Source organism: Flavobacterium sp. CS20 (genome assembly GCF_018080005.1).
In the GTDB taxonomy this organism is placed as follows: domain Bacteria; phylum Bacteroidota; class Bacteroidia; order Flavobacteriales; family Flavobacteriaceae; genus Psychroflexus.
Genome location: NZ_CP073015.1, coordinates 1,939,002 through 1,964,480 on the forward strand (window position 1 = coordinate 1,939,002; position 25,479 = coordinate 1,964,480).

Genomic DNA, 25,479 nt, shown 5'->3' on the forward strand with positions numbered 1-25,479 from the left:
AGTGACAGGCTTAATTTTCCTGTCGTTTGATTCTCAGTGACGTGTTTTCACCGTCATGGCGAGGAAGCATCACGAAGCCATCTCATGTATCTTACCCGTAATGGTTTTCAAATCCCAAAACACTTCTACAAGGCTCAGTGCAATGCCTTTCAACTTTCAACTTCCAACTCATAAACTCATATCGGAGATCCCGAGAGGCTTTGCCGATTCGGGAAACTAAAAACACCTACTTCACAATCAATTTCAACACCTGTGATTTGGCTTGGGCGTTGGTGACTTTTATTAAATATAGTCCTGTGGAGAGTTGGTTGATATCTATGCGGTTGTTTTCTAATTTAGCTTGTTTGAGTTTTTGACCTTGTAGGTTGTAAATGGTATAAGCCATAAGCGGGGTTTGACTTTGCAGAAACACCTTATCGCTTGCGGGTTGTGGGTAGAGTTTGATGTCTAAAGGATTATCTTGCTCTACGACGCTCAAGGTGCAATTGCCTGTGCCGTATTGGGCGATAAAAAAATCCGTGTCGCTGCCAGTTTTGGTTATGGAGCCATTAGGATTGCCAGACAGCAAGGTGCCGCCAAAATGCCCACCGACCACGATATTACCTTGGCTATCAATGTCCATAGCCATGATCATGTCAAAAGCTATGGATGCCGATGGCATAGGGATAACTTCCTGTAGTGCCCCAGTGGTTTTATTGAACCTTAACACCGCATTATCGGTAGCGAGTAAACCTACGCCACCGACTCCTGTGCCAAAGGGCATGCCATCCCACTCGTTGTTTAAGCTCCCGAGACCGAGATACACATCATTGCCATTAATGGCAATGCTACGACCGGGGAAGCGACTATCTTTTATGGCATTAGTGCCCCAAATTAAATTACCGCCAGAGTCTAACTTTATTAGAAAGGGACTCTCTGGTGTTGATTCATTGGGATCGGATATGAAATTATAACCCGCAAAACTATCCAATTCATTAGAAATATTACTGTTAGCGTACTTCCCTGTAAGATAAATATCTCCATTATCATCAAGGGCTAAATCACCGAGGGTCCAAGAATTTTTTTTTACATTTTCATGATACCAAACCACTTGCCCTTGGTTATCTAAAGTCGCCAGATAAAAAGCTTTATCTTCTCCACTCGCTACTCCAAAACCATTAATACTCAAAGAGCCATCTTGACGCCTTGTATCCGCAATATAATACTGCTGTAAATTGGGGTCGTAAGCGAGTTGGTAATCATACCAATCTAAACCGGGTTGCATATCTAAAGGAATAAAGTTTTCCAAGTTTCCATTGGTATCATAAACTATTATAGCCGATTCACCTAAAGGATTTGTAACTGTAAGTTGACCTTCTAAGTGATTCCCAGGAAATAAACGAATTAAAGAATGGGTTTTTCCATTTGATTCAACCATCGTTTTTTGCATAAATCCTGAAAACTGGTCTATCGGGCCTTCTGGTTCGCGTAACCATTGAAACACCCCTTGATCATTATATTTAATGATAAATATCCCTTTTCTGCCTTCTTCTAAGCTACCATCAAATAAGACTGGATTTTTTATAGAATCATTATCAAAATGGGTTGGAGTGGAACAATTACAATTACCAGTTATACCTGTAACATATACATTATTATTACTATCTATACCTATACTCGTCGCCCAATTAATATTAAAAGAACCAATGGTTTTAGACCATCTAAAATTGCCTTGACAATCCGTTGAAAACACAAATATATCTTTACTAGCCCCATTCGAGCTATAGGTGGTTATCAAAGTTCCATCATAATCGGTCTGCGAGGCTCCGATCTCGGCAAGAAAATAATAGTTATCGTTTTGGTCTATGGCAAGGTCTAACACCCGTTCAACGCCCGTACTAAATACTACAGAACCTTGCGCGAGACTCACTAACCCACCTCCCCGCTTCGCCCATTGCCAATCAGGGGTTTGGGCTAAGGTTAAATTCAAGCTAAATACGGTTAATATTATAATTATATATCTGTAATTCATCATGTTATTCTTTTATTAAAATTAATTGTTAAGCCCCTTAGATTCCCCAAAGGGGGACTTTTTGTTGTGGGTTTTATGTTGATTAGTTTTGTCATTATTTTAGTTTTTTATTAAAATGTTTTACCTACTCCACAATCAATTTCAACACCTGTGATTTGGCTTGGGCGTTGGTGACTTTTATTAAATATAGTCCTGTGGAGAGTTGGTTGATATCTATGCGGTTGTTTTCTAATTTAGCTTGTTTGAGTTTTTGCCCTTGTAGGTTATAAATGGTATAAGCCATAAGCGGGGTTTGACTTTGCAGAAACACCTTATCGCTCGCGGGTTGTGGGTAGAGTTTAATCTCTAAGGGATTATTTTGCTCTGCGACGTTCAAGGTGCAATTGCCTGTGCCGTATTGGGCGATAAAAAAATCCGTGTCGCCGCCAGTTTTGGTTATGGAACCATTAGGATTGCCAGACAACAAGGTGCCGCCAAAATGCCCACCGACCACAATATTGCCTTGACTATCAATGTCCATAGCCATGATCATGTCAAAAGCTATGGATGCCGATGGCATAGGGATAACTTCCTGTAGCGCCCCAGTGGTTTTATTGAACCTTAACACCGCATTATCGGTAGCCAGTAAGCCGACGCCACTGACTCCTGTGCCAAAGGGCATGCCATCCCACTCATTGTTTAAGCTCCCGAGACCAAGATAGACATCATTGCCATTAATGGCAAGACTACGACCGGGGAAGCGGCTAAAAAGTTTTGCATTTGTACCCCAAATTAGATTACCTGAAGAGTCAAACTTCATTAAAAATGGGCTTCTTTTGTCGAACTCATTTGCATCTGCAACAAAAGTATAGCCTGCAAAACTATCTTGCACACTATCTCCTCCTTGACTATAGTAGCCAGTAAAATAAATATCCCCATTATTATCTATGGCAATATCGCCCAAAGACCAACCCCCGTTAGAAGTATTTTCATGATACCATAAGACCTGGCCTTGATTATCGAGAGCGGCTAAGTAAAACGCTTTATCATCTCCGGTAGTCGCACCAAACCCATTAATACTGAGTTCAGGTTCGGTGCCTCTTACGGTATCTGCAATATAATACCGGTCTAAATTGGGGTCGTAAGCGAGTTGGTAGTCGTATCTATCGGTACCAGGTTTTAAGTCTAGAAGTATAAAATTTTCTAAGTTACCATCAGCATCGTAAATGATAATAGCGTTTTGTCCTTCTTGGTCTGTGACAGTAAGCTGACCATCTAAGTGAGTTCCTGTAAAAAACCAAACCAAAGAATGGCTTCTCCCGCTGGGTTCTATTATTGTTTTTTGCATAGAACCTCCTAAATGATCTATTGGACCTTCAGGTTCGCGTAACCATTGAAAATTGCCTTGGTCATCATATTTAATAATAAAAATGGATTTTAATTCATCTTGTAATGTACCATCAAATACAGCTGGAGCTTTAATTGTGTCATTAGCAAAATGTGGCGGTGTAGGTGGTCCAAAATTTCTTGTATTCCCAGTCACGTAAACGCTATTATTATTATCTAATCCAATAGAATTAACACTATCACCACCTCCACCACCAATACTTTTACCCCATCTAAAGTTACCCTGACAATCTGTTGAGAACATATAGATATCTTTTGTATTATTATTGTTATAAGTTGTAATAGGCATACCTTCATAATCGGTTTGAGCACCACTTACTTCTGCCAAATAATAATAATTGTTATTAGAATCTATTTTTAAATCTAAGACACGTTCTACACCTGTACTCGTAGTTTCATTACCTTGTAAATTAATTGTTCCCCCACCACGTTTAGCCCATTGCCAGTCCGGGGTTTGGGCATAGGATATCAATGATCCGAAAAATAAAAAAATAAGGGTGAAAGCTAAGCCCCTAAATCCCCCAAAGGGGGACTTTTTGTTGTGGTTTTTATGTTGATTGATTTTGTCATTATTTTAGTTTTTTATTAAAATGTTTTACCTACTCCACAATCAATTTCAACACCTGTGATTTGGCTTGGGCGCTGGTGACTTTTATTAAATATAGCCCTGTGGAGAGTTGGTTGATATCTATGCGATTGTTTTCTAATTTAGCTTGTTTGAGTTTTTGCCCTTGTAGGTTATAAATGGTATAAGCCATAAGCGGGATTTGACTTTGCAGAAACACCTTATCGCTCGCGGGTTGTGGGTAGAGTTTAATCTCTAAAGGATTATTTTGCTCTGCGACGTTCAAGGTGCAATTGCCCATGCCGTATTGGGCGATAAAAAAATCCGTGTCGATGCCAGTTTTAAATATGGAGCTATTAGGATCGCCAGACAGCAAGCTACCGCCAAAATGCCCACCGACCACGATATTACCTTGGCTATCAATGTCCATGACTATGATCATGTCAAAGGCTATGGATGCCGATGGCATAGGGATAACTTCCTGTAGCGCTCCAGTGGTTTTATTGAACCTTAACACCGCATTATCGGTAGCCAGTAAGCCGACGCCACTGACTCCTGTGCCAAAGGGCATGCCATCCCACTCATTGTTTAAGCTCCCGAGACCAAGATAGACATCATTACCAGTAATGGCGATGCTACGACCGGGGAAGCGACTATCTTTTATGGCATTAGTACCCCAGATTAAATTACCGCCAGAGTCTAACTTTATTAGAAAGGGTACTTTAGGTGCTGTCATAGCAGGATCTGTGATAAATGTATAACCTGCAAAACTATCAACTTCATTATTTAAACCCTCATTGAACTCACTTGTAAAATAAACATCACCATTATTATCTAGAGCAATATCACCTAATGTCCAACTATTTGTTCTCGTACTTTCGTGATGCCACAAAACTTGCCCCTGGTTATCTAGGGTAGCTAGGTATAGGGCATTTTCATTTCCATTTGCTACACCAAAACCATTTAAGCTAAGCTCTTCACTACCTTGACGTTTGGTATCCGCAATATAATACCGGTCTAAATTGGGGTCGTAAGCCAATTGGTAATCGTAGCGGTCTAAGCCAGGTTGCATATCTAATAAGATAAAGTTTTCCAAGTTTCCATTGGCATCATAAACTATAATAGACGATTGCCCTAAGGAGTCTGTAACTGTGAGTTGTCCTTCAAGATGAGTACCTGAACCAAAGCGTACTAAAGAATGTGTTCTGCCATTTGGTTCTACTACTGTTTTGTGCATAAAACCAAAAGAATCAAAGATAGGCCCTTCAGGTTCTCGTAGCCATTGAAAATTGCCTTGATTATCGTATTTTATAATGAAAAGAGACTTAAGCTCATCTTGTAAGCTACCGTCAAAAACGGCAGGTGCTTTTATAGTATCATTTGCAAAACTAACACCCTCTGTACCAAGATTAAATGTCCCACCTGAAATATAGACATTATTGCTAATATCTATATTAATAGAATTTGCAAAATCGCTAGCACTACCCCTATACTCTTAGACCATCTAAAGTTACCCTGACAATCTGTTGAGAACATATAGATATCTTTTGTATTATTATTGTTATAAGTTGTAATAGGCATACCATCATAATCGGTTTGAGCACCACTTACTTCTGCCAAATAATAATAATTGTTATTAGAATCTATTTTTAAATCTAAGACACGTTCTACACCTGTACTCGTAGTTTCATTACCTTGTAAATTAATTGTTCCCCCACCTCGCTTAGCCCATTGCCAGTCGGGGGTTTGGGCTAAGGTTAAATTCAAGCTAAATACTGTTAATATTATAATTATATATCTATAATTCATCATGTTATTCTTTAATTAAAATTAATTGTTAAGCCCCTTAGATTCCCCAAAGGGGGACTTTTTGTTGTGGGTTTTATGTTGATTAGTTTTGTCATTATTTTAGTTTTTTATTAAAATGTTTTACCTACTCCACAATCAATTTCAACACCTGTGATTTGGCTTGGGCGTTGGTGACTTTTATTAAATATAGTCCTGTTGAGAGTTGTTGGATGTCTATGCGGTTGTTATCTAATTTAGCTTGTTTGATTTTTTGACCTTGTAGGTTGTAAATGGTATAAGCCATAATCGGGATTTGACTTTGCAGAAACACCTTATCGCTCGCGGGTTGTGGATAGAGTTTGATATCAAATGAGTTGCTAAACTCTTCCGTGCTTAATGTGCAATTACCTGTGCCGTATTGGGCGATAAAAAAATCCGTGTCGCCGCCGGTTTTAAATATGGATTTATTAGGATCGGCAGTCAACAAGGAGCCGCCAAAATGCCCACCGACTACAATATTCCCATTGCTATCGATGTCCATAGCTATGATCATGTCAAAGGCTATGGATGCCGATGGCATAGGGATAACTTCTTGCAATGCTCCTGTGGTTTTATTGAACCTTAACACCGCATTATCGGTAGCCAGTAAGCCGACGCCACTGACTCCTGTGCCAAACGGCATGCCATCCCACTCGTTGTTTAAGCTCCCGAGACCGAGATACACATCATTACCATTGATGGCAATGCTACGACCGGGGAAAGGACTAAATCTTAAAGCGTTAGTGCCCCAAATTAGATTCCCATTTGAATCTAGTTTGATAAGAAAAGGATGTTGGTTATCATTTTCAATAGGGTCAATTTCAAATGTGTAACCCGCAAAACTATCTACAGCAGTACTACTATTGCTAAAATTATTATTTTGATAACCTGTAAAATAAATATCACCATTATCATCCACAGCAATATCACCTAATGACCAGCCACCAACATTATTGTTCTCATGATACCAAACCACTTGTCCTTGGTTATCGAGAGCGGCCAAGTAAAAGGCTTTATCATCTCCGGTAGTCGCACCAAACCCATTTATACTGAGTTCAGGTTCGGTGCCTCTTACCGTATCCGCAATATAATACCGGTCTAAATTGGGGTCGTAAGCGAGTTGGTAGTCGTATATATCTAAACCAGGTTGCATATCTAAAGGAATAAAGTTTTCCAAGTTTCCATTGGTATCATAAACTATTATAGCCGATTGACCTAAAGAGTCTGTAACAGTAAGCTGACCATCTAGATGTGTTCCAGGACCAAAACGAACTAAAGAATGTGTTCTGCCACTAGGTTCTATTACTGTCTTTTGTAGGGGAGCTCCAAAATAATTTACAGGACCTTCAGGCTCTTGCAACCACTGAAAATTGCCTTGGTCATCATATTTAATGATAAACATAGACTTTCTGGCCTCTTCCATACTCCCGTCTAGCATTGCAGGTGTTTTTATAGTATCATTTGAAAAATGTGGTGCTGGTGAACCAAAATTTCTCGTAATTCCTGAAATATAAATATTATCATTGGCATCGACTACAATTGAATTAGCTCTATCAATAGATCTTCCGCCTATACTTTTAGACCATCTGAAGTTACCTTGACAATCTGTTGAGAACATGTAGATATCTTGATAAGCACCATTCGAGCTATAGGTAGTTATCAACGTTCCATCATAATCGGTCTGCGAGGCTCCAACTTCGGCTAGAAAATAGTAGTTATCGTTTTGGTCTATGGCAAGGTCTAATATCCGTTCAACACCCGTACTAAATACTTCAGAGCCTTGTAAATTTACAGTACCTCCACCCCGCTTCGCCCATTGCCAGTCTGGAGTTTGAGCATAGGAAACATTTATATGTAAAGCACATATAAAAATAATTAAAGTTATATTTATGATTTTCATTATTTTAGGTTTTGAATTAAACATTCTTATTCTTTGATTAGTATCAATTGATTTAAAATTTTACCACCATGTTTTAGAACTACAATGTATTGTCCTGAATTATAGACTGATAAGTCTAACAATACCTCATCTTTTAGGTTGTTGATTTTTCTTTGGTCTTTGAGGTAACCTAAAATAGTATAGATTTCTATTTCGGCGTTTTCTACTTTATCTATGTTTAATAATTCATAAAACAATGTTGTTATATGGGTTACAGGATTTGGTGAAGCTTTGAGTTTGGCATCTATTCTGGGTTGAGAATTATTATAAATGATTTCAATTTCATGTATACAGAAAGCATCTCCTGCTTGTTGCCCCATAACTTGCACAAAATCAGAACCTCCAGTAAAGCCAGCATCTGGAATAAAAGTCAAGAGATTAGAGCTATTAAAACTAACCGATGAATTTGCCGGAATGGTTATTGGATTAGGGCTATAAACGCCATTATAGGAGGTAAGGCTTAAGGTTATTGCAAAGCTGTTATTGTTGTTAATAGACCCGATGATATCATAGGATATGAAATTGTTATTAGAATTAGCAATGGACTCTAGATTGTATTCAATATTACAGCTTGCTTCACAACCTCCATCTATATCTATGTCTAAATCTGCTGATGTCGAAACACATCCCAAATCATTTGTAAGGCTGAGATTTAAAAATCCATCAGAGGGAATTATCACATAATCTGAAACAACACCATTTTGACTGACACTGTTGTCGTTAAAATTCCATGAATAAGGATGAAATTCAGGAATAGGACCAATGATATAAGGAACTGGTTCAGACCTTATAGTTTCAGTACAAAAATCGATACAACCCTCAGGAAAAATCCATAAAAATTCATCAGGCGATTTGGGGACAAACACGTTGGCAGTGGTAGAGCGACCTGATTGGGGTTGATAGGTTACACTATAAGCGCCACCTGTATTTACGTTAATATATGTACCTTGCATACCGTTACTCCATGTATATAAAGCGTTAGGTTGCGGGTTAGTAATCTTAAGCGTTACAGAATAGGCTTCACACTGGTTTAATTGGATATCAATTTGAGGTTCAATACTCGGTAAAACGTTAACAGCAATAGTCTCACTTGTCTGACAATTAGTGGTATTGTCTTTAGCTTCTATCAAATACTCAAAAACACCAGCAGTTTGCATGGTTTCAGTATAAGAAATGTCTGGTCCAGACGTCCAAGCTTGAACGATATTAGGTTGCCCATTTTGTACTATAGATATTTGATATTCAGCATTACTTGGTGAAACTGTTCCCGAAAACTCGAGTTCTTCACCTTCGCAAAGTAATGTATTCCCATCAATATTAAGGCTAGGATTTGGGAAATTGTTAACATACACGCCAGCCAATTCTTCATATAAACAACCGTTGGCATCAGTTAACTTTAGGCTATAAAGTCCTTCGGTTGAAGCGTTAAAAGTCGAGTTGGTTGCACCGTTTATGTTTTGACCGCCTAAAACCCATTGATATCCAGAAGGTGTTTCTCCTCCAAAGGGTGGTTCATAAAATAGGTTTACATTTTCACCTTGACATAATAAAGGATTATCAGGTTTTATTTCCCCTCCAAACTCCGCCTTCAGCACCTCAAGACTTTCAATGCTAAACGTCTTGCTACAACCATAGGGGTTGGTGGCAATGAGAGTTATCTGATTAGTAGGATTTGCATCCATTTGAATGACAATATCTTGAAGTGTATTGGTGGCGCCTTGAAATTCCCATTGATAAGTGACATTAGGGTCGGGATTTGTGGGGCTTAGCACCACTTGTTCTTCCGTGCAAAAAGGAGAACTATTAGAAATACTAAATGTAGCATCGGGCAAGCTTAAATCTACGTTTTCTACTTTTATATTGCAAGGCGGAAAACCTTGTTGTTCAATATATAAAGTAAATTCGTAATTGCCAGGTGGTAAAGTGGCTGTAGCTTGGTTAAAATCTTGATTGCTTGGGTCGATGACTATAGATTGCCCAGTATCAGTATTAGTTATGTCATAATTAGCCTCTAAATTATTAAAGCTAGGCAAAAATGTAGAGTCATTGTGTAGGATAACATCATACCCATTACCATTACTATTACAGGTTATTTCAGTATTTAATATAGGATGATAGCCAACATCTACACTTGCAAGGCTATCTGTAAAACAATCATTATAATTAGCTTGTGCTTTAAATTTAAAACTTCCACTTGTATTAACATTAAATATATAGGTAACTTGACCAGGGCTAGACTGAGCGCTATCAAAAGTTGCATTGGCATCAGAAAAACTATCTGAAGTTTCTATAACCACAGAAACAGGATTATTAGAAAACGTTGCAGTGACTTCAACTTGATTGCAATTAATCCAATTTGCGTCAACACTAATGGTTTCGTCTTCACATTCTAGTTTGTCTTCACAGTTCTTAAAAATTTCATAAACACTTGTTGTGGTTATACATCCATTAGTTCCAGTAACTTGAACAGTATAGGTTCCAAAGCCGTTATTATTATTGCTTAAGTCTATGGTATTAGAGGTTTCGCCCTGTATAATAGTACCATTAAATAGCCACTGAAAAGACTGATTGCCATTGGGGTCTTGAACATTGACTTGTAACACAGCATCTATATCTTCTGCTTGGCAAAACGTATTACCTCCAGAAAATAATGATATATCAGCTTCAGGAGCAGGTTTTACTGTTATTGTACCGCTTGCAGTAGCATCATTACAAATATCACTCTGAATAGAAATATTGTAACCAATGGCTATATCGCTATCAACATTGTTTAAAACAATATCTTGAATGGTATATGAAGTTGTAGAATTTATTGTTGTGTTATTAAAATTATTAAAGTTATTTTCAAAGTTGATATTGACATCTTGAGGACTTAAACCCGGTAATTCTATGTCGCTTGTAATGTCTACGTCAAATGGTGTTCCTGCACAAATTTCTGCAGGCATATTTACCGTAAGTGTAGGCGATTCAATCAGCGAAAAATCAAACCTATCAATTTCCTGCATTTGACCGCAGACCTTAGCATTTACTATAATTTGTCCTGTGTTAATATAGTTACCACTACTATCTGTAAAAGGTTCATTAAATAATATGATAGGATTATTGGTTCCAATTCCATCAGACACTGTTGCTAATTGTGGTGGATCGAATGTCCAAACATAAGTATCAGAATCTTGATAGTCCAGCGAAAATTCTGCCAAACTACTGGCACAATAACTTTCAGGTCCAGCAGATGGTGGGGTAGAATTATCTACGATTTGTTCGTCAACTTGAAAAAGATTAATATCTTTAGTCAAAATACTTGACAAGCAATTTTCTGCATTTGGGTCAAACAATTGGGCTGAAACTTGATAGTTTGTAAATCCCTCGTCAAAAATTACAGAGACTTCATCTCCTTGATGAGGCCCAATGATTTGACCATTGCTTACAGACCAAATAATATTTCCTTCATTGATAACATTAGATAAACTATAACTTAACAATTGGTTAGGACATACGTAATCCTCACCTAAAATTTCAGTATTGCTAGGGAAACTTGGATTGTCAACAATTTCAATAGAAGAAGATGTTTCACAAAAGCCATCAGCATTTACTGTTATTGTATGTAATCCTGTCTGAGTAAAAGCATAATCAAAACTATTCCCTATTCCAGTGGCAACAGTATTGTTTAAGTGTTTAATTGACCATTGTGCATTAGTTGCATTAGTATTTACAAGCTGAAAATTAACTACGTTTTCTATACAACTTACAACTGGATGCTGGTCTATTTCTAAGTTTTCTAAAACTTTTATATCAATTTCAGCCGTGCCGCCACAGCTAATTAAGGTGTTGGTGTAGTTGGCTTTAAGCGTGTAGATACCTGAATCAAGTCCATCGGTATCAACGGCTATTTCGTTTCTTTGGTCAACAAGAATTGTGCTGTTGGGGTATGCTGTACCAAATTCATCGATTAGTGTCCATTGGAAATCTGTAGTTGGCTATTGGGGTAGCGAAAAAACGCTTTGTTCACCTTCGCATAATTCGGTATTCCCACCTTGAATTGTGCCTTGTTCTAATACCACAGGAATTCTAGCGACAAGCACAGCATTGCATTCTACTTCACAATGGCTTTGATCAAAATAAACAGTGCCGAAACCCGACGCATCAACTTCATTCCAAATTACACTTACCCAATTGCTATCTTGTTCAATTATATTGCCGCCATCAATACTCCAACTGAACCGACTGCAGTTAACTTCTTCCAATTGTGATTCTGGGTTAATTTCAATAAAATAGGTTTCTATAGCTCCTTCACATGTTACTGTTGGGCACTCTATTTGATAAGCTGGTGAGGCGATATTAATGGTTTGGGTATATTGATTTGTACAATTACATTCGTCTCTAACCGTTAGTGTAACCTCATATTCTCCAGCTTCGTTATAGCTGTAAACAGGATTTTCTTCATTTGAAAAATCGCCGTTTCCAAAATCCCAGATATGAGAGACTATATTAGACCCATCCGTAGTTGTAGAAAGACTGTTAAAATACAAGTCGGTATCTTCACAAAAAAAATCATTATCTAGACCAGCAACTTCAAACAAAGCTTCTGGTTTTGGTTTTGTTTCAACACATAAAGTAGCTTGTATGACTTCGCCATCTGCCATGATTATTTCTACACTAACTTCAGCATCTTCACCTGCAACTGGCCATTCGACTTGTAATGAATTTTGATTGCTAAATAAGATGTCGCCACCCTGCACATCCCAATTTATTTGATCAACAAACTGTTCTTCTTCATCATAAAATAAGGTATATCTTACCACACTGCCTTCGCATACTTTTAAACATTTGCCTTCTTCTATATTTTCTAAAGGTGTCCGCTTTTCTACATCATCATACTCCAGGCAGGCTACCTGAGAATCCCAAGTTAATACAAATCCATTTTGAGCAGATAAATTGGAAGAAAACATCAATAAAAAGCTTAGTAATAAAATCCACTTAGCCGTGTGTGTGTGTGTGTGTGTGTGGTAGAATTTTTCATAACAAATGGTTTTTTAAAAAATTAAAATGATGGATAAACTTAATAAAATTTTATGAAAAAATATTTGGAGGTTGGTATTTTAACAGTTTTTACTTTCAACATAAATGAATAACTTTTATTAAATTATACGTAACTAATCAGTCCGCAAATTAGCAATAATATTTAGTGTAGATAAAACTGATTGCTGATTTTTTAAACAAGAATCTGTTACAGATCTAAGTATGGCAAAGTTATCACAGCCCTGTTCTGATCTAAATTGTCCAGAGATTTTCTGTTTTACTTTTATATTTCTTATTGCTCTTTCAGAGGCGTTGTTATCTGGAGGTACATCCAGATGATAGAGGAATGTAAAGATATAGTTCCTGTATTTTATAAGTCTTTTTTTAAAAGTTATTAATTCTTTATGTTCTTTTGGCGGATCATGATTTAAGATGATATCCATTCTTTTTTCTATACTTTTCTTTATTGGACAATCCTTGTTAAAGGCTATATCTTTTATATTTTTCTTAAAGTTGATGGCTTTTAAAAATAAGTTTTTGCAAGCTCTACTCCATTTATGATCGTGCTTTTTCAGTTAGATAGTTTAAATCCCGAAGTAAATGTGCCATGCAAATTTGGTGTGATTGAGCGTTGGTATTGAAATGACTCTTCCAACAATCGTGCACTAACACAGCATTTTCAAAACCATTTTCAAAGGTTTGTTCTATACTTTTTTGTCCTCTATTATCAGTTATGGTAATAAAGGTTGCTTTTTCATTTTGCCATGTCCACGCCCAGTTTTTGTCTCCTGATACTTTTACTCTGTTTCATCGCTACCGATAGGTGATTTTGAGTTTGCTATTTCTTGTTTTATCAGATTATATGCAGGTTCAGCTTTAGTGACAAGTTTGTTTAATAAATAGTGTATTCCTCCTTCACTTATAGGAATATTAAAAACCGTATTGAACATTTCTTGCATTCTCTTAAAAGGCAAGTATTGTCTGGTATGAAAATATCCTATTAAACTTTCAATATTATTCCCATAGCTTACGGGTGCATTTGCTTGTGATGGATAGTCGCTTTTTGTTTCACAACCGCAAGGACAAACTTTTTATAAACCTTGTGGTTCTGTGACTTTTATTTTTATTTCAGGGATGTCAAATACCTGTCGACTTCCTGCATATTGATGTGGAAGTGATGAAAGGTCGTTTCCACAACAGTTACAATAATCTGGTATGTGTTCTTCTGTAACATCAGGTATCTCAACCATCTTCAAAGTATTGCCTTTTCTTCTGTTTGCCCACCTGGCTTACGCCCTGTCTTTATTCTTAGGCTTTTCCTCTTTGGTCTATTTTCATCCTTTGAGGGTGGTATGGAGCTATTATTACTGTTTTTTGGAGTTTCATATTTGGTAAGTCGTGCTTTAAGTTGACTATTTTCTAATTCTAAAGCAATTAGCTTTTTAGAAAGTTCTTCTACCTTCTGCAAGAGTGATTCTATAAGCTTATCCTTTTCCAACTTTTTTTCTTACAAATGTAGGGTGGTATGTTTGTAACAAACAAATTATTAACCAATTAGTTATCAATCCAAAAAGTTAAAAATGTTGATAAAGGTCTGATTTTTAAAATCAAGCTCTAATGAGTGGCTTATTTGAAATTTTTTTTAAAAAATTGAAATAAGCACAAAGAAAATATATGCTCAGTTTGTATTATCCAAAATTTATAGTCTTATTTTTGACACTGATTAGTTACAATTATACATTTAAAGTTTGAAAAATCTGTATTATTTATTCAATTGTTATCTTAAGAATATCTTGCTTTTCATCTATTATTTAGAGTTTAATTCTCTCATCTTCCTTATTTTTGCAAAAGTTTTAAAAAATCAATCCAAATGTATAGAACGCATAACAACGGCGAATTAAATATCAATCACCTTAACCAAAAGGTCAAACTTTCGGGTTGGGTTCAGAAAATTAGAGACAAAGGTTTTATCGTTTGGGTAGATTTGAGAGACCGCTACGGCATCACGCAATTGGTTTTTGATACTGAAAGAACGCCAAAATCTATTCTTGATAAAGCCACTGAATTGTCGCGTGAATGTGTGATTCAAATTGAAGGTCAAGTTATTGAACGCGAATCGAAAAATAAAGACATTTCAACCGGTGAAATCGAGATTTTAGTTCAAGATTTAGTGGTTTTAAATACGTCTAAATTACCACCATTTACCATAGAAGACAAAACCGATGGCGGTGAAGAGTTGCGTATGAAATATCGCTATCTCGACATCAGACGAAATCCCGTCAAACAAAAATTGATTTTTAGAAGTCAAGTCAGTATGGCGGTAAGAAATTATTTAGCACAACAAGACTTTATAGAAGTGGAAACTCCGTATTTAATTAAATCTACTCCTGAAGGCGCGAGAGATTTTGTGGTGCCAAGTCGAATGAACCAAGGACAGTTTTACGCCCTTCCGCAATCGCCCCAAACTTTTAAACAATTGCTGATGGTTGGTGGTTTAGAAAAGTATTTTCAAATCGTAAAGTGCTTTCGCGATGAAGATTTAAGAGCAGATAGACAGCCTGAATTTACACAAATAGACTGCGAAATGTCTTTTGTTACACAAGAAGATATTCTCAATACATTTGAAGGTTTGACCAAACATCTCATCAAAACTACACATGGCATTACAGTTGAAAACTTCCCACGGCTAACTTATGATGAAGCTATGTCAACCTATGGTAATGACAAGCCAGACATCAGATTTGGAATGAAATTTGGTGAACTCAACGCGATAGCTCAACACAAAGATTTTAAAATTTTTAACGAAGCAGAATTGGTTGTTGGCATAGCTATTCCCGGTGGGGCAAGCTATTCCAGAAAAGAGATTGACAAACTCATCGATTGGGTCAAACGCCCTCAAGTTGGGGCAAAGGGAATGGTTTATGTCAAATGTAATGAAGACGGTAGTTTTAAATCATCAGTTGATAAATTTTATGATAATGACGATTTTAAACAATGGGCTGAAAAAACCAATGCTCAACCTGGAGATTTGATAGCGGTTTTATCTGGAGATATCAACCCAACACGCACTCAACTCAGTGCTTTACGCATGGAAATGGGTAATCGATTAGGCCTGAGAAAACCTGATGAATTTGCTCCGCTTTGGGTTGTTGATTTTCCGCTATTAGAATGGGATGAAGATACTCAAGCTTATCACGCGATGCACCATCCCTTTACTTCGCCTAAAGCAGAAGATGTAGAATTACTGGAAACATCTCCAGGCGAAGTTCGTGCCAATGCTTATGATTTGGTCTTAAATGGTAATGAAATTGGTGGTGGCTCTATAAGAATTCACGATAAAAACTTGCAAAGCAAAATGTTTAACGTGCTTGGTTTTACCAAAGAAGAAGCTCAAAAACAATTTGGGTTTTTAATGGATGCTTTTGAATACGGTGCACCTCCACACGGTGGCATTGCTTTTGGCCTTGACCGTTTAGTCGCTATTCTTGGCGGACAGGAAAGTATTAGAGATTTTATTGCTTTCCCAAAAAACAATATGGGCTGAGATGTGATGATTGATGCCCCAGCAACCTTGGATCAAGAACAATTGAAAGAATTAGGCATAGAATTGAATAAGAGTAAAAAATAATTGACTTGATAAATCAAAGTGGTTATGGCTGATTTGTATAGTTGATTTATTTGAAACATTAAGACTTAATAAAAACAAAGACGACCATAATAATGATTTAAATAAATACGGCTAAAAATTAAAATGATTACAGCTTTTTGAAAAAACTGCTCTTTAAAGTGTCAGCAATTTCTTTTACACTCATTTTTGAAACATCTAAAGTTTGCTTGGCTTGTCTATAAAAATACTCTCTTTCAAACAAATGCTTTCTAATAAAATCTTTAAGTTGATTTACATCATCAATCTGAGCAATTAAAGGTCTTTGCTGTCTTTGTTCAAAAAGTCTATAGGTTAAAGTCAGGAGGTCAACTTTCAGATAAATGCTAGTTATTTCTTTTTTTGCATTAATCATCTCCATATTATCTGCATAACAAGGTGTTCCTCCGCCAAGAGACACAACATCAAATTGATTTTGCTTTAAAATAGATTTCAGATATTGATGTTCAATTTTCCTAAAATAAATTTCGCCTTTTATATCAAAAATTCTTTTAATACTTAAACGCTCTTTTTTTTCGATATAAGCATCTAAGTCACAATATTCTAACTTATATTTCTCACTCAAATAACGACCAACTGAAGATTTGCCACAACCCATATAACCTAATAAAACAATCATTCTTTTCTATTTAGAATGACAAAATTAAAATTCCTTTAAAATAAAGAACCCTTAAACTTGATAAATAAATTATAGATAGTATATTTGCACCCTGAAAATTTTAAGGCTGTTATAAGTTTTTAAATTAAAGATCTGGTAGCTCAGTTGGTAGAGCATCTCCCTTTTAAGGAGAGGGTCATGGGTTCGAGCCCCATCCAGATCACATAGTGAGCTGGATGTGGTGAGAAGTTTATGCTGAGCTTGTCGAAGTAAGCCCCATCCAGATCACATAGTGAGCTGGATGGTGTGAGAAGTTTATGCTGAGCTTGTCGAAGTAAGCCCCATCCAGATCACATAGTGAGCTGGATGGTGTGAGAAGTTTATGCTGAGCTTGTCGAAGTAAGCCCCATCCAGATCACATAGTGAGCTGGATTTAGTGAGAAGTTTATGCTGAGCAGTGCTGAAATATTTAAGTTGGATTTATCAAATGTTAAGATTGTTTTGAAAGGAGTTAAAGAGTTTTAAATTCAACTAATACTAATTAATTAGTTAACGTTCTCTGTTGTTATTATAAAATTTTATTTATTCAGATCTGGTAGCTCAGTTGGTAGAGCATCTCCCTTTTAAGGAGAGGGTCATGGGTTCGAGCCCCATCCAGATCACATAGTGAGCTGGATGGTGTGAGAAGTTTATGCTGAGCTTGTCGAAGTAAGCCCCATCCAGATCACATAGTGAGCTGGATGGTGTGAGAAGTTTATGCTGAGCTTGTCGAAGTAAGCCCCATCCAGATCACATAGTGAGCTGAATGGGGTGAGAAGTTTATGCTGAGCTTGTCGAAGTAAGCCCCATCCAGATCACATAGTGAGCTGGATGGTGTGAGAAGTTTATGCTGAGCTTTATCTCTGCTCAAGACAGGCTTGTGGAAACTTCACCAAGCATAAAGTATGTTATGAAGTGGAGACAAATTAGACTGAACAGTTATGTGCTAAACTCAATCCAATTTCATTAAGATTTCCAGTTATGTTTTAAATGTATTGCCCAGGTGCTGGAACTGGTAGACAGGCATGGTTGAGGGCCATGTGTCCGTTAGGGCGTGCGGGTTCGACTCCCGCTCTGGGCACTTTTAGGTTATGGTTACTTGCGGTTCATTTATAAATTTCATTTTTATTTGATATCTTTCTTTGATGAACACCGTTTTTAAATTTTTATTAAATCTATTTCCTAGAACTTTTCTGATTAAAATAAGTTTTTGTTTCAAACCCATATTAAAATACATTTATAAGGGATCAAAATATCAAGATCCAATTGATGGTTCTACTTTTAGAAAATTTTTATCCTACGGTTACCAAAAACAAAGACCCAATGTGCTTTCACCTTCTACTCTGTCTCTAGAACGACATCGGTTATTATGGTTGTTTCTAAAGCATGAAACTGATTTGTTTAGTAAACCTCAAAAATTACTTCACTTTGCTCCTGAACAAGCCTTTTATAAACGTTTTAAAAGTTTAAACAACTTAGATTATACAACAACTGACCTAAATTCGCCACTTGCAGATGTTAGAGCTGATATTTGTAACTTACCATTCGATGACGAAAGTTTTGATGTTGTGCTTTGTAATCATGTTTTGGAACACATTAAAGATGATACCAAAGCTATGACGGAGATTTATCGTATTCTTAAAAAAGGAGGTTGGACCATTTTGCAAATTCCTCAGGACTTAAATAGAGAAAAAACTTTTGAGGATAACAGCATCACCGACCCCAAAGAGCGTAGTAAAATTTTTGGGCAATACGACCATGTGCGGATTTATGGTCTTGATTATTTTGACAAACTCAAATCTATTGGCTTTGAAGTTCATCCCATAGAATATACAAATTCTTTTTCTGAACAAGATAAAGATTATTATCGCTTAGCTCAACGTGAGATAATTCCTTATGTTATAAAGCCAAAAACTTAATTTTCAAATTTATTGAGTATTTCCAAAAACGCTTCATGCATTTCGTCTGAATAGTCTAAATGCGTAACAATACGCCACTTACCTTCACCCATATTACTAATTTTCACATTTTTTTCTGCTAAATACTTTTCAAAGTGTGAAGGCTTTATCTCATCGTTTAAATAAAATATAACAATATTGGTTTCTGTAGGCTCAACTTTTTTAATGTGATCTAATTTTTCTAATGTATTACTGATTTCCTTTGCTTTATCATGGTCAACCTGAAGTCTGTTGACATTATTTTTTAAGGCAAAAAGACCACAGCCCGCCATATATCCAATTTGACGCATACCACCACCAAGCACTTTTCTGACTCGCATAGCTTTTTGCATGAGTTTTTGTTTTCCAACTAAAACAGTTCCCATCGGTGCACCTAATCCTTTGGATAGACATATGCTGATGCTATCAAATATTTGACCTAAATCTCTTGGTGTATAATCTTGAGCAGTAAAAGCATTAAACACTCTTGCTCCATCTAAGTGCAAACCCAAATCCTGATCATCACAAACTGTTTTAATGGCTTTCATGGTTTCAAAATCATAACAAGCACCACCGCCTTTGTTGGTAGTATTTTCTAAGCAAACCAAACTCGTTAAAGGACTGTGATAAAAATCAGGTGGATTTATAGCATTCTTTACTTGTGTTGCTGTTATCATACCTTTGTCACCGTCAATCAACTTGCAAGAGACACCAGAATTAAATGATGCTCCACCACCTTCGTAATTATAAACATGTGCCCATTTATCACATATCAATTGTTCACCTGGTTGGGTATGTAGTTTTATTGCGGCTTGATTAGCCATACTTCCCGTTGGGAAATATAATGCCGAGTCCATTCCAAACAGGTCTGACACATATTTTTCTAAAGCATTTACCGTTGGATCTTCTTTATACACATCATCACCAACCGCACAACTCAACATAAAGTCAAGCATTTCTTTTGTTGGTTGGGTTACAGTATCACTTCTTAAATCTATCATACTACAATATTTAGGAGCTAAAATTTAATAACAAATGATTAGGCTAAAATAATTTGTTCTAACAAAGATATGAACTCTTGAGATGATATTATATTTATTGATGTTTTTAATCAACTTTCATCAATATGACATCAAATGTGCTACATAAAAAAATTAGGGTATGTAGCCGTCAGATTAATATCGTTTTCATGAATAGAATTTTTAAGGATTTATTTAAGACTTAAAGACTTTCTATTGCTTACGTTAAGCTTTAAATTTAAGCACAGGTGAACGACCTTTTTTAAAAATTTTATTGCTATTTTTTTTACCAGCTCTAAGTCGCTTTTGCTCTTCGTAAGGTAATTTTATAACATTTTGACAATTTTCAGAACAACAATTATCCATTTTTTGAGCACAAGCTTCACACTGTATAAATAAAAGATGACAGGCTTCATTAGCACAATTAACATGTGTATCACATGGCTCACCACATTGATGACAACGTGCTATAATTTTATTTGAAATTTGCTCACTCCTGCGGTGGTCAAATACAAAATTTTTACCTAAAAACTTATTATCAAGACCTTGTGCTTTTACTTGTCTCGCGTATTCAATAATTCCACCTTCTAATTGGTAAACTTGTTTAAATCCTTTGTGTTTATAGTAAGCACTGGCTTTTTCACAGCGAATTCCGCCTGTGCAATACATGACTAACTTTTTATTGTCTTTATAATCTTTCAGATCTTTTTCTATAATGTCTAAAGAATCTCTAAAAGTATCTACATCTGGTGTTATGGCATTTTTAAAATGACCTATTTCACTTTCGTAGTGATTACGCATATCAACCAAAACTGTATTTGGGTCTTCTATAAGCTGATTAAATTCCTCTGCATTTACGTGTTTACCTTTGTTGGTAACGTCAAAAGTTTTATCATTCAAGCCATCGGCTAAAATTTTTGGACGGACTTTGATTTTAAGTTTTAAAAATGATTTATTGTCTTGTTCAATGGCAATGTTTAGCCTGACATTTTTCAAAAAATAAATCTCATCTATAAACGTCTTAAACTCAGTAAACTGTTTGGCTGGAATAGATAGTTGAGCATTTATGCCTTCATGTGCGACGTAGATTCTGCCAAGAACATCCATTGCATCCCAAGCCACAAATAAATGGTTCCTAAACAATTCGGGGTTGCCAATGTGGGCGTATTTGTAAAAGGAAAGCGTAAGCCGTTCTTCTCCAGCTTGTTCAATTAGTGCTTCTCTTTCCTTTGCGCTTAAAGTGTTGTACAGTTGCATGCTATACGTGTTTTTGAGTTAAAAGAAATGAATGACAAAAGTAAATTAAAAAAATCAATTTAATTTAGTCATTTTTGTAAATCTAAATAATGCTTTAAAATGGTTCTTGAAATCTTATTATTATCATTAGGAATTTTATGTTGTCTATCTGGAATTATTGGTAGCATACTTCCTGTGTTGCCTGGTCCACCTATCAGTTGGTTGGGTTTGCTAATGCTTTATTTGATACCTGATGTTGCCATAGATTATTGGTTTTTGGGCATAACTTTGGGTATTGCGGTTTTTATTTTTGTTATGGATTATATTATCCCAATTGTTGGAACCAAATACTTTGGTGGAACACGAGCTGGGGCAATTGGATCAACTATTGGTCTTGTAGTAGGTTTGTTTTTTCCGCCTTTTGGCGTTTTGCTTGGACCATTTATCGGTGCTTTTTTAGGAGAAATATTGTTTAATATCAACAGCAATTCAAAGCATGCTTTCAAATCTGCATTAGGTTCTTTTGTTGGATTTTTGGCTTCAACATTTATGAAACTCTTGGTTTCAACAATTTATTTAGGTCTTTTTGTTTACAAGCTCATTGAGAATTGGAGTTTGATATTTTCAAGTTAAACCGTTTCAGCCAGCAACTTTTCTCTCTGGGTTTTTACGGTTGGGTCGCTCATATATTCTTCAAAAGTGGCATACTTATCAATCACACCGTTGGGTGTTAATTCAATCACACGATTAGCTACGGTTTGTGCAAATTGGTGGTCGTGAGTGGTAAAAATCACATTGCCTTTATAGTTGACCAACGCGTTATTGAAAGCTGTAATAGATTCTAAATCTAAGTGATTTGTAGGTTCATCAATAATCAAGACATTGGCACGAATCATCATCATTCGGCTGAGCATGCATCTTACCTTTTCGCCACCAGAAAGCACATCAGCAGTTTTTAAGGCTTCATCGCCGCTAAAAAGCATTTTACCTAAAAACCCTCTGATGTAAACCTCTTCTCGCTCTTCATCTGTTTTTGCCCATTGTCTTAACCAATCCACCAAAGAAAGCTTATTGTCAAAAAATTCAGAATTATCGTTAGGTAAATAGCTCTGCGATGTGGTAATACCCCATTCAAAATTTCCAGATTTAGGCTCTTGCTTGCCATTGATGATTTCATAAAAAGCTGTAGTTGCTCTTGAATCTCGAGAATAAATAAAGGTTTTATCGCCTTTAGCCAAATTGATATTGATTTTACTGAACAGTATTTCTCCATCCAATTCAGCACTTAAATCATTAACGTTTAAAATTTGGTTACCTGCTTCGCGTTCGCGTTCAAAAATTATGGCTGGATATCTTCGGCTTGAAGGTTTAATGCTTTCAATATTTAATTTTTCTATCATCTTTTTACGTGAAGTGGCTTGTTTAGATTTAGCTACATTGGCACTAAAACGCTCTATGAATTGTTGTAATTCTTTTTTCTTTTCTTCAGCTTTTTTGTTTTGTTGTGCACGTTGACGAGCGACAAGTTGCGAAGACTCATACCAAAACGTATAGTTGCCACTGTAGTGTGTGATTTTTCCAAAATCAATATCAGAAATATGTGTATACACCTCATCTAAAAAATGTCTGTCGTGAGAAACCACAATAACACAGTTGTCATAATTGGCTAGGAAATTTTCTAACCAGCTTATGGTTTCGTAATCCAAATCATTGGTTGGCTCGTCCATAATTAACACATCAGGATTGCCAAACAAAGCCTTTGCGAGCAACACTCTTACTTTTTGTGTACCGTCTAAATCTTTAACTTTATTGTAATGCAATTCTGGAGCAATACCAAGATTGGATAGCAAAGAGGCGGCATTACTTTCAGCATTCCAACCGTCCATTTCTTCAAATTCTACTTGTAAAACGCCGACGCGTTCGCCATCAGCTTCACTAAAATCTTCTTTGGCATAAATCTCATCCATTTCTTTTTTGATTTTATAAAGCGGTTGATTGCCCATCAAAACCGTTTCTAAAACAGGTGAATCATCATAAGCAACGTGGTCTTGCTCCAATACCGACATCCTTTTACCAGGTTCAAGACTGACATGACCTGAAGTAGGCTCCATTTGACCTGAAATGATTTTCAAAAAAGTAGATTTCCCTGCACCATTAGCACCGATAATGCCGTAACAATTCCCACTGGTAAATGTTGTGTTGACTTCATCAAAAAGCACGCGTTTGCCAAATTGAACCGATAAATTAGAAACTGAAAGCATAATTGAAAATTTTTGCAAAAGTATGAATATTCTGTTATTGTGTAAAGCAAATCATAAAGATATAAGCTTTTAACGATGACTTAACAACGAGCTAAAAATCATCACTCTATATTTGTTTTAAATACAGTGTATGAAAAGTGCAGTAATTTGTTTCATTAGTGTTTTATGCTTGGCTTGTTCACGAAACCAAAACGACTTAACCTATTTTGGCGGTGGCATTGTCAATCCAAAAGATGATTATGTTATACTGATGAAACAAAACGACATTATAGATAGTATTCCATTGGATAAAAATGGACACTTTTCAGCAAAATTAAATATTGACAAACCTGGGCTGTTTACTTTTAAGCATGCATTTGAGTATCAGTTGGTTTACATCGAACCCAAAGATAGTATAAAGTTAAGATTAAACACTTTAGATTTTGATGAATCCTTAGTTTTTGGGGGTTCAAGTGCAATAGAAAATAATTTTTTAATTGAAAACTATTTACTCAACGAAAAAAATTCTGAATTGATTTTTTCATATTATAAAATTTCGCCACAAGATTTCCAATACAAAACAGATTCGATAAGAACTTCAAGAGAAAACAAACTGCAACAAATAAAAGAAAAACATAATTTAAGTGAAGCTTTTGTGGACATCGCTCAAAAAAGCATTGACTTTGAATTTTATGATATGCGTGAACGCTATGCCTTTTTGATGAACAAATACAATCAAAAAAAAGCCAAAAACATCAATGCAGATTTTTACAGTTATAGAAACAAAATTGATTTAAAAGACGATAACATTCCTAATCTTTTTGGATACTTTAGATTTTTAGATAATTACTTAAAAAATTTATCAATCGAGATATGTCAAAAAGAACATTCTTACAAAGACTGTTTTGACTTAAACACTTACAATAATTTAGATCACAGAATAAGCCTTGTAGATAGTTTAATCAAAAACAAACATTTAAGAAAACGGTTTTTAGAGCGTTTTATTCAAGAAGAAATTATTTATGCCCAAAACACAAAACACTTAAAACATACAACATCTCTGATAGACAAATTCAACTTTTCTGAAGTAGAGAAAAAACGTTTAAAATCGTTAGTTGATTTTCAAAGCTCAATGATTGTTGGTGCTAATTTAAACGATATAAAAATCAAGTCACAAGATTTTATAAATCACAAGTTAGAAGATGTAATAAAGAAAGACTTAAGTGTGATTTATTTTTGGTCTGTACAATCGCCAAGTCATCATAAATTAAGAATCAAAAAAATAAAAGAGCTGAAATTAAAATATCCAGAAATTCAATTCATCGGCATAAATATTGATTATAAATTTCCTGACGTATGGCTTGATGCTGTTAAAAACTACAACTATAATTCAAAAAATGAATTTATGATTATAGCTGAAGAGCATTCACCTTTTTATCGCAACTATCTCAACAAAGTTTTTTTTATCAGTAAAGATTGCGTCATTAAAAAAAGTGAAATTATTCTCTCAAATGTTGATTTTGATAAACACATTAAAGATTTCATTGCCACAAAAAATCTTTAGTTTCTTAACTCATTTCAATTTTACAAATCTCAAATACCGATTCCGCCCAAAAGTTATGAAGTATAAAAAATACAGTCCAAAAGGTAAAATGGCAAAAAAGTAAAATTGGTAAGTTAGACCTAATTCTTCATCGAAAGCATAATATAAAGCTGTGATTAACAAGACCATTGGAAAAAGCCAGTTTGAATACATAAAACTTGATAACTTTACTTCATAAGTTTCATTATCTTCAATTTCAAAATTTATATTTTCACTACTACACCAGTCAATTTTAGCTTGAAGTTTATGAGAACCTGGTTCAATTTCAATGACTTCAGTTTCACCATTACCAATTTTACCAATTTTTTTATCGTTTAAATAAAGGCGATAGTTTCTTGCTCCATTTGCCCATTCTTTTGCTCTTTTGATAACTAATTTCGACATTGTTTTATTTTT

The 25,479-nt window shown here is 35.7% G+C and carries 18 protein-coding genes, 3 tRNA genes and 3 pseudogenes; 7 read left to right on the plus strand and 17 right to left on the minus strand.

From position 1 onward, the window contains the following. Positions 1-226: 226 nt before the first annotated feature. The 12 genes and pseudogenes from IGB25_RS09135 to IGB25_RS09190 form a co-directional block, all read right to left on the minus strand. On the minus strand, positions 227-2,014 hold the full coding sequence (locus IGB25_RS09135; RefSeq protein ID WP_211064744.1) for a T9SS type A sorting domain-containing protein: 1,788 nt from the start codon (positions 2,012-2,014) through the stop codon (positions 227-229). A 121-nt stretch (positions 2,015-2,135) separates the two neighbouring features. Next, positions 2,136-3,869, minus strand: a complete 1,734-nt coding sequence (locus IGB25_RS09140) for a T9SS type A sorting domain-containing protein (protein WP_211064745.1) — start codon at positions 3,867-3,869, stop codon at positions 2,136-2,138. 127 nt (positions 3,870-3,996) lie between these two features. Then, complete coding sequence (locus tag IGB25_RS09145; RefSeq protein WP_211064746.1) at positions 3,997-5,199, minus strand: T9SS type A sorting domain-containing protein; 1,203 nt, start codon at positions 5,197-5,199, stop codon at positions 3,997-3,999. Between the two features lie 212 nt (positions 5,200-5,411). Continuing rightward, positions 5,412-5,774, minus strand: a complete 363-nt coding sequence (locus IGB25_RS09150) for a hypothetical protein (protein ID WP_211064747.1) — start codon at positions 5,772-5,774, stop codon at positions 5,412-5,414. A 121-nt stretch (positions 5,775-5,895) separates the two neighbouring features. After that, positions 5,896-7,689 carry a T9SS type A sorting domain-containing protein gene (locus tag IGB25_RS09155; RefSeq protein ID WP_211064748.1) on the minus strand — a complete coding sequence of 598 codons (1,794 nt, stop codon included), beginning with the start codon at positions 7,687-7,689 and terminating at the stop codon, positions 5,896-5,898. A gap of 26 nt (positions 7,690-7,715) precedes the next feature. After that, positions 7,716-11,210, minus strand: coding sequence for a T9SS type A sorting domain-containing protein (locus IGB25_RS09160; protein WP_211064749.1), 3,495 nt, complete (start codon positions 11,208-11,210; stop codon positions 7,716-7,718). A gap of 495 nt (positions 11,211-11,705) precedes the next feature. Then, positions 11,706-12,677 (minus strand): PKD domain-containing protein, encoded by a 972-nt coding sequence (locus IGB25_RS09165; protein WP_211064750.1) that lies wholly within the window; start codon positions 12,675-12,677, stop codon positions 11,706-11,708. Between the two features lie 204 nt (positions 12,678-12,881). Next, on the minus strand, positions 12,882-13,322 hold the full coding sequence (locus IGB25_RS15175) for a transposase (protein ID WP_211066877.1): 441 nt from the start codon (positions 13,320-13,322) through the stop codon (positions 12,882-12,884). After that, positions 13,303-13,530 (minus strand): annotated as a pseudogene (locus tag IGB25_RS15630) (transposase); the annotation flags it as partial. The pseudogene IGB25_RS15630 and the gene IGB25_RS15175, both read right to left, overlap by 20 nt. Positions 13,531-13,544: 14 nt before the next feature. Further along, positions 13,545-13,763 (minus strand): annotated as a pseudogene (locus tag IGB25_RS15180) (transposase); the annotation flags it as partial. A gap of 75 nt (positions 13,764-13,838) precedes the next feature. Continuing rightward, positions 13,839-13,997, minus strand: coding sequence for a hypothetical protein (locus tag IGB25_RS09185; protein WP_211064751.1), 159 nt, complete (start codon positions 13,995-13,997; stop codon positions 13,839-13,841). Between the two features lie 2 nt (positions 13,998-13,999). After that, positions 14,000-14,245, minus strand: a complete 246-nt coding sequence (locus IGB25_RS09190) for a DUF6444 domain-containing protein (RefSeq protein WP_211064596.1) — start codon at positions 14,243-14,245, stop codon at positions 14,000-14,002. Between the two features lie 372 nt (positions 14,246-14,617). Here IGB25_RS09190 and aspS point away from each other — a divergent pair. Further along, positions 14,618-16,375: pseudogene (aspS, locus tag IGB25_RS09195) on the plus strand (aspartate--tRNA ligase). A 127-nt stretch (positions 16,376-16,502) separates the two neighbouring features. Here aspS and IGB25_RS09200 read toward each other — a convergent pair. Continuing rightward, the gene (locus tag IGB25_RS09200; RefSeq protein WP_211064752.1) at positions 16,503-17,030 is read right to left on the minus strand and encodes a shikimate kinase; all 528 of its coding nucleotides are present in this window, start codon (positions 17,028-17,030) and stop codon (positions 16,503-16,505) included. 129 nt (positions 17,031-17,159) lie between these two features. On the opposite strand from IGB25_RS09200, the gene IGB25_RS09205 reads away from it, so the two are divergent. The 4 genes from IGB25_RS09205 to IGB25_RS09220 all read left to right on the plus strand — a co-directional run bounded on the left by IGB25_RS09205 (position 17,160) and on the right by IGB25_RS09220 (position 18,967). Then, positions 17,160-17,232, plus strand: a tRNA-Lys gene (locus IGB25_RS09205). 366 nt (positions 17,233-17,598) lie between these two features. Then, a tRNA-Lys gene (locus IGB25_RS09210) sits at positions 17,599-17,671 on the plus strand. 374 nt (positions 17,672-18,045) lie between these two features. Then, positions 18,046-18,129, plus strand: a tRNA-Leu gene (locus IGB25_RS09215). Between the two features lie 64 nt (positions 18,130-18,193). Continuing rightward, on the plus strand, positions 18,194-18,967 hold the full coding sequence (locus tag IGB25_RS09220) for a class I SAM-dependent methyltransferase (RefSeq protein ID WP_211064753.1): 774 nt from the start codon (positions 18,194-18,196) through the stop codon (positions 18,965-18,967). Here the strand turns inward: IGB25_RS09220 and IGB25_RS09225 are convergent. Beyond that, positions 18,964-19,986 carry a low specificity L-threonine aldolase gene (locus IGB25_RS09225; protein WP_211064754.1) on the minus strand — a complete coding sequence of 341 codons (1,023 nt, stop codon included), beginning with the start codon at positions 19,984-19,986 and terminating at the stop codon, positions 18,964-18,966. The genes IGB25_RS09220 and IGB25_RS09225 overlap by 4 nt on opposite strands. A gap of 243 nt (positions 19,987-20,229) precedes the next feature. Then, positions 20,230-21,261 (minus strand): rhodanese-related sulfurtransferase, encoded by a 1,032-nt coding sequence (locus IGB25_RS09230; RefSeq protein ID WP_211064755.1) that lies wholly within the window; start codon positions 21,259-21,261, stop codon positions 20,230-20,232. Between the two features lie 99 nt (positions 21,262-21,360). Between IGB25_RS09230 and IGB25_RS09235 the strand changes: the two genes are divergently transcribed. Further along, on the plus strand, positions 21,361-21,873 hold the full coding sequence (locus tag IGB25_RS09235; RefSeq protein ID WP_211064756.1) for a DUF456 domain-containing protein: 513 nt from the start codon (positions 21,361-21,363) through the stop codon (positions 21,871-21,873). On the opposite strand, the gene IGB25_RS09240 is transcribed toward IGB25_RS09235, so the two are convergent. Then, complete coding sequence (locus IGB25_RS09240) at positions 21,870-23,501, minus strand: ABC-F family ATP-binding cassette domain-containing protein (RefSeq protein WP_211064757.1); 1,632 nt, start codon at positions 23,499-23,501, stop codon at positions 21,870-21,872. The two genes, IGB25_RS09235 and IGB25_RS09240, sit on opposite strands and share 4 nt — an antisense overlap. Before the next feature lie 130 nt (positions 23,502-23,631). Here IGB25_RS09240 and IGB25_RS09245 point away from each other — a divergent pair, with 130 nt between their 5' ends. Beyond that, entirely contained in the window at positions 23,632-25,044 is a 1,413-nt protein-coding gene (locus tag IGB25_RS09245) for a hypothetical protein (RefSeq protein WP_211064758.1), read from the plus strand. Positions 25,045-25,053: 9 nt separating this feature from the next. Here IGB25_RS09245 and IGB25_RS09250 read toward each other — a convergent pair whose 3' ends face one another. Further along, positions 25,054-25,467 carry a hypothetical protein gene (locus IGB25_RS09250; protein WP_211064759.1) on the minus strand — a complete coding sequence of 138 codons (414 nt, stop codon included), beginning with the start codon at positions 25,465-25,467 and terminating at the stop codon, positions 25,054-25,056. Positions 25,468-25,479 lie beyond the last annotated feature (12 nt).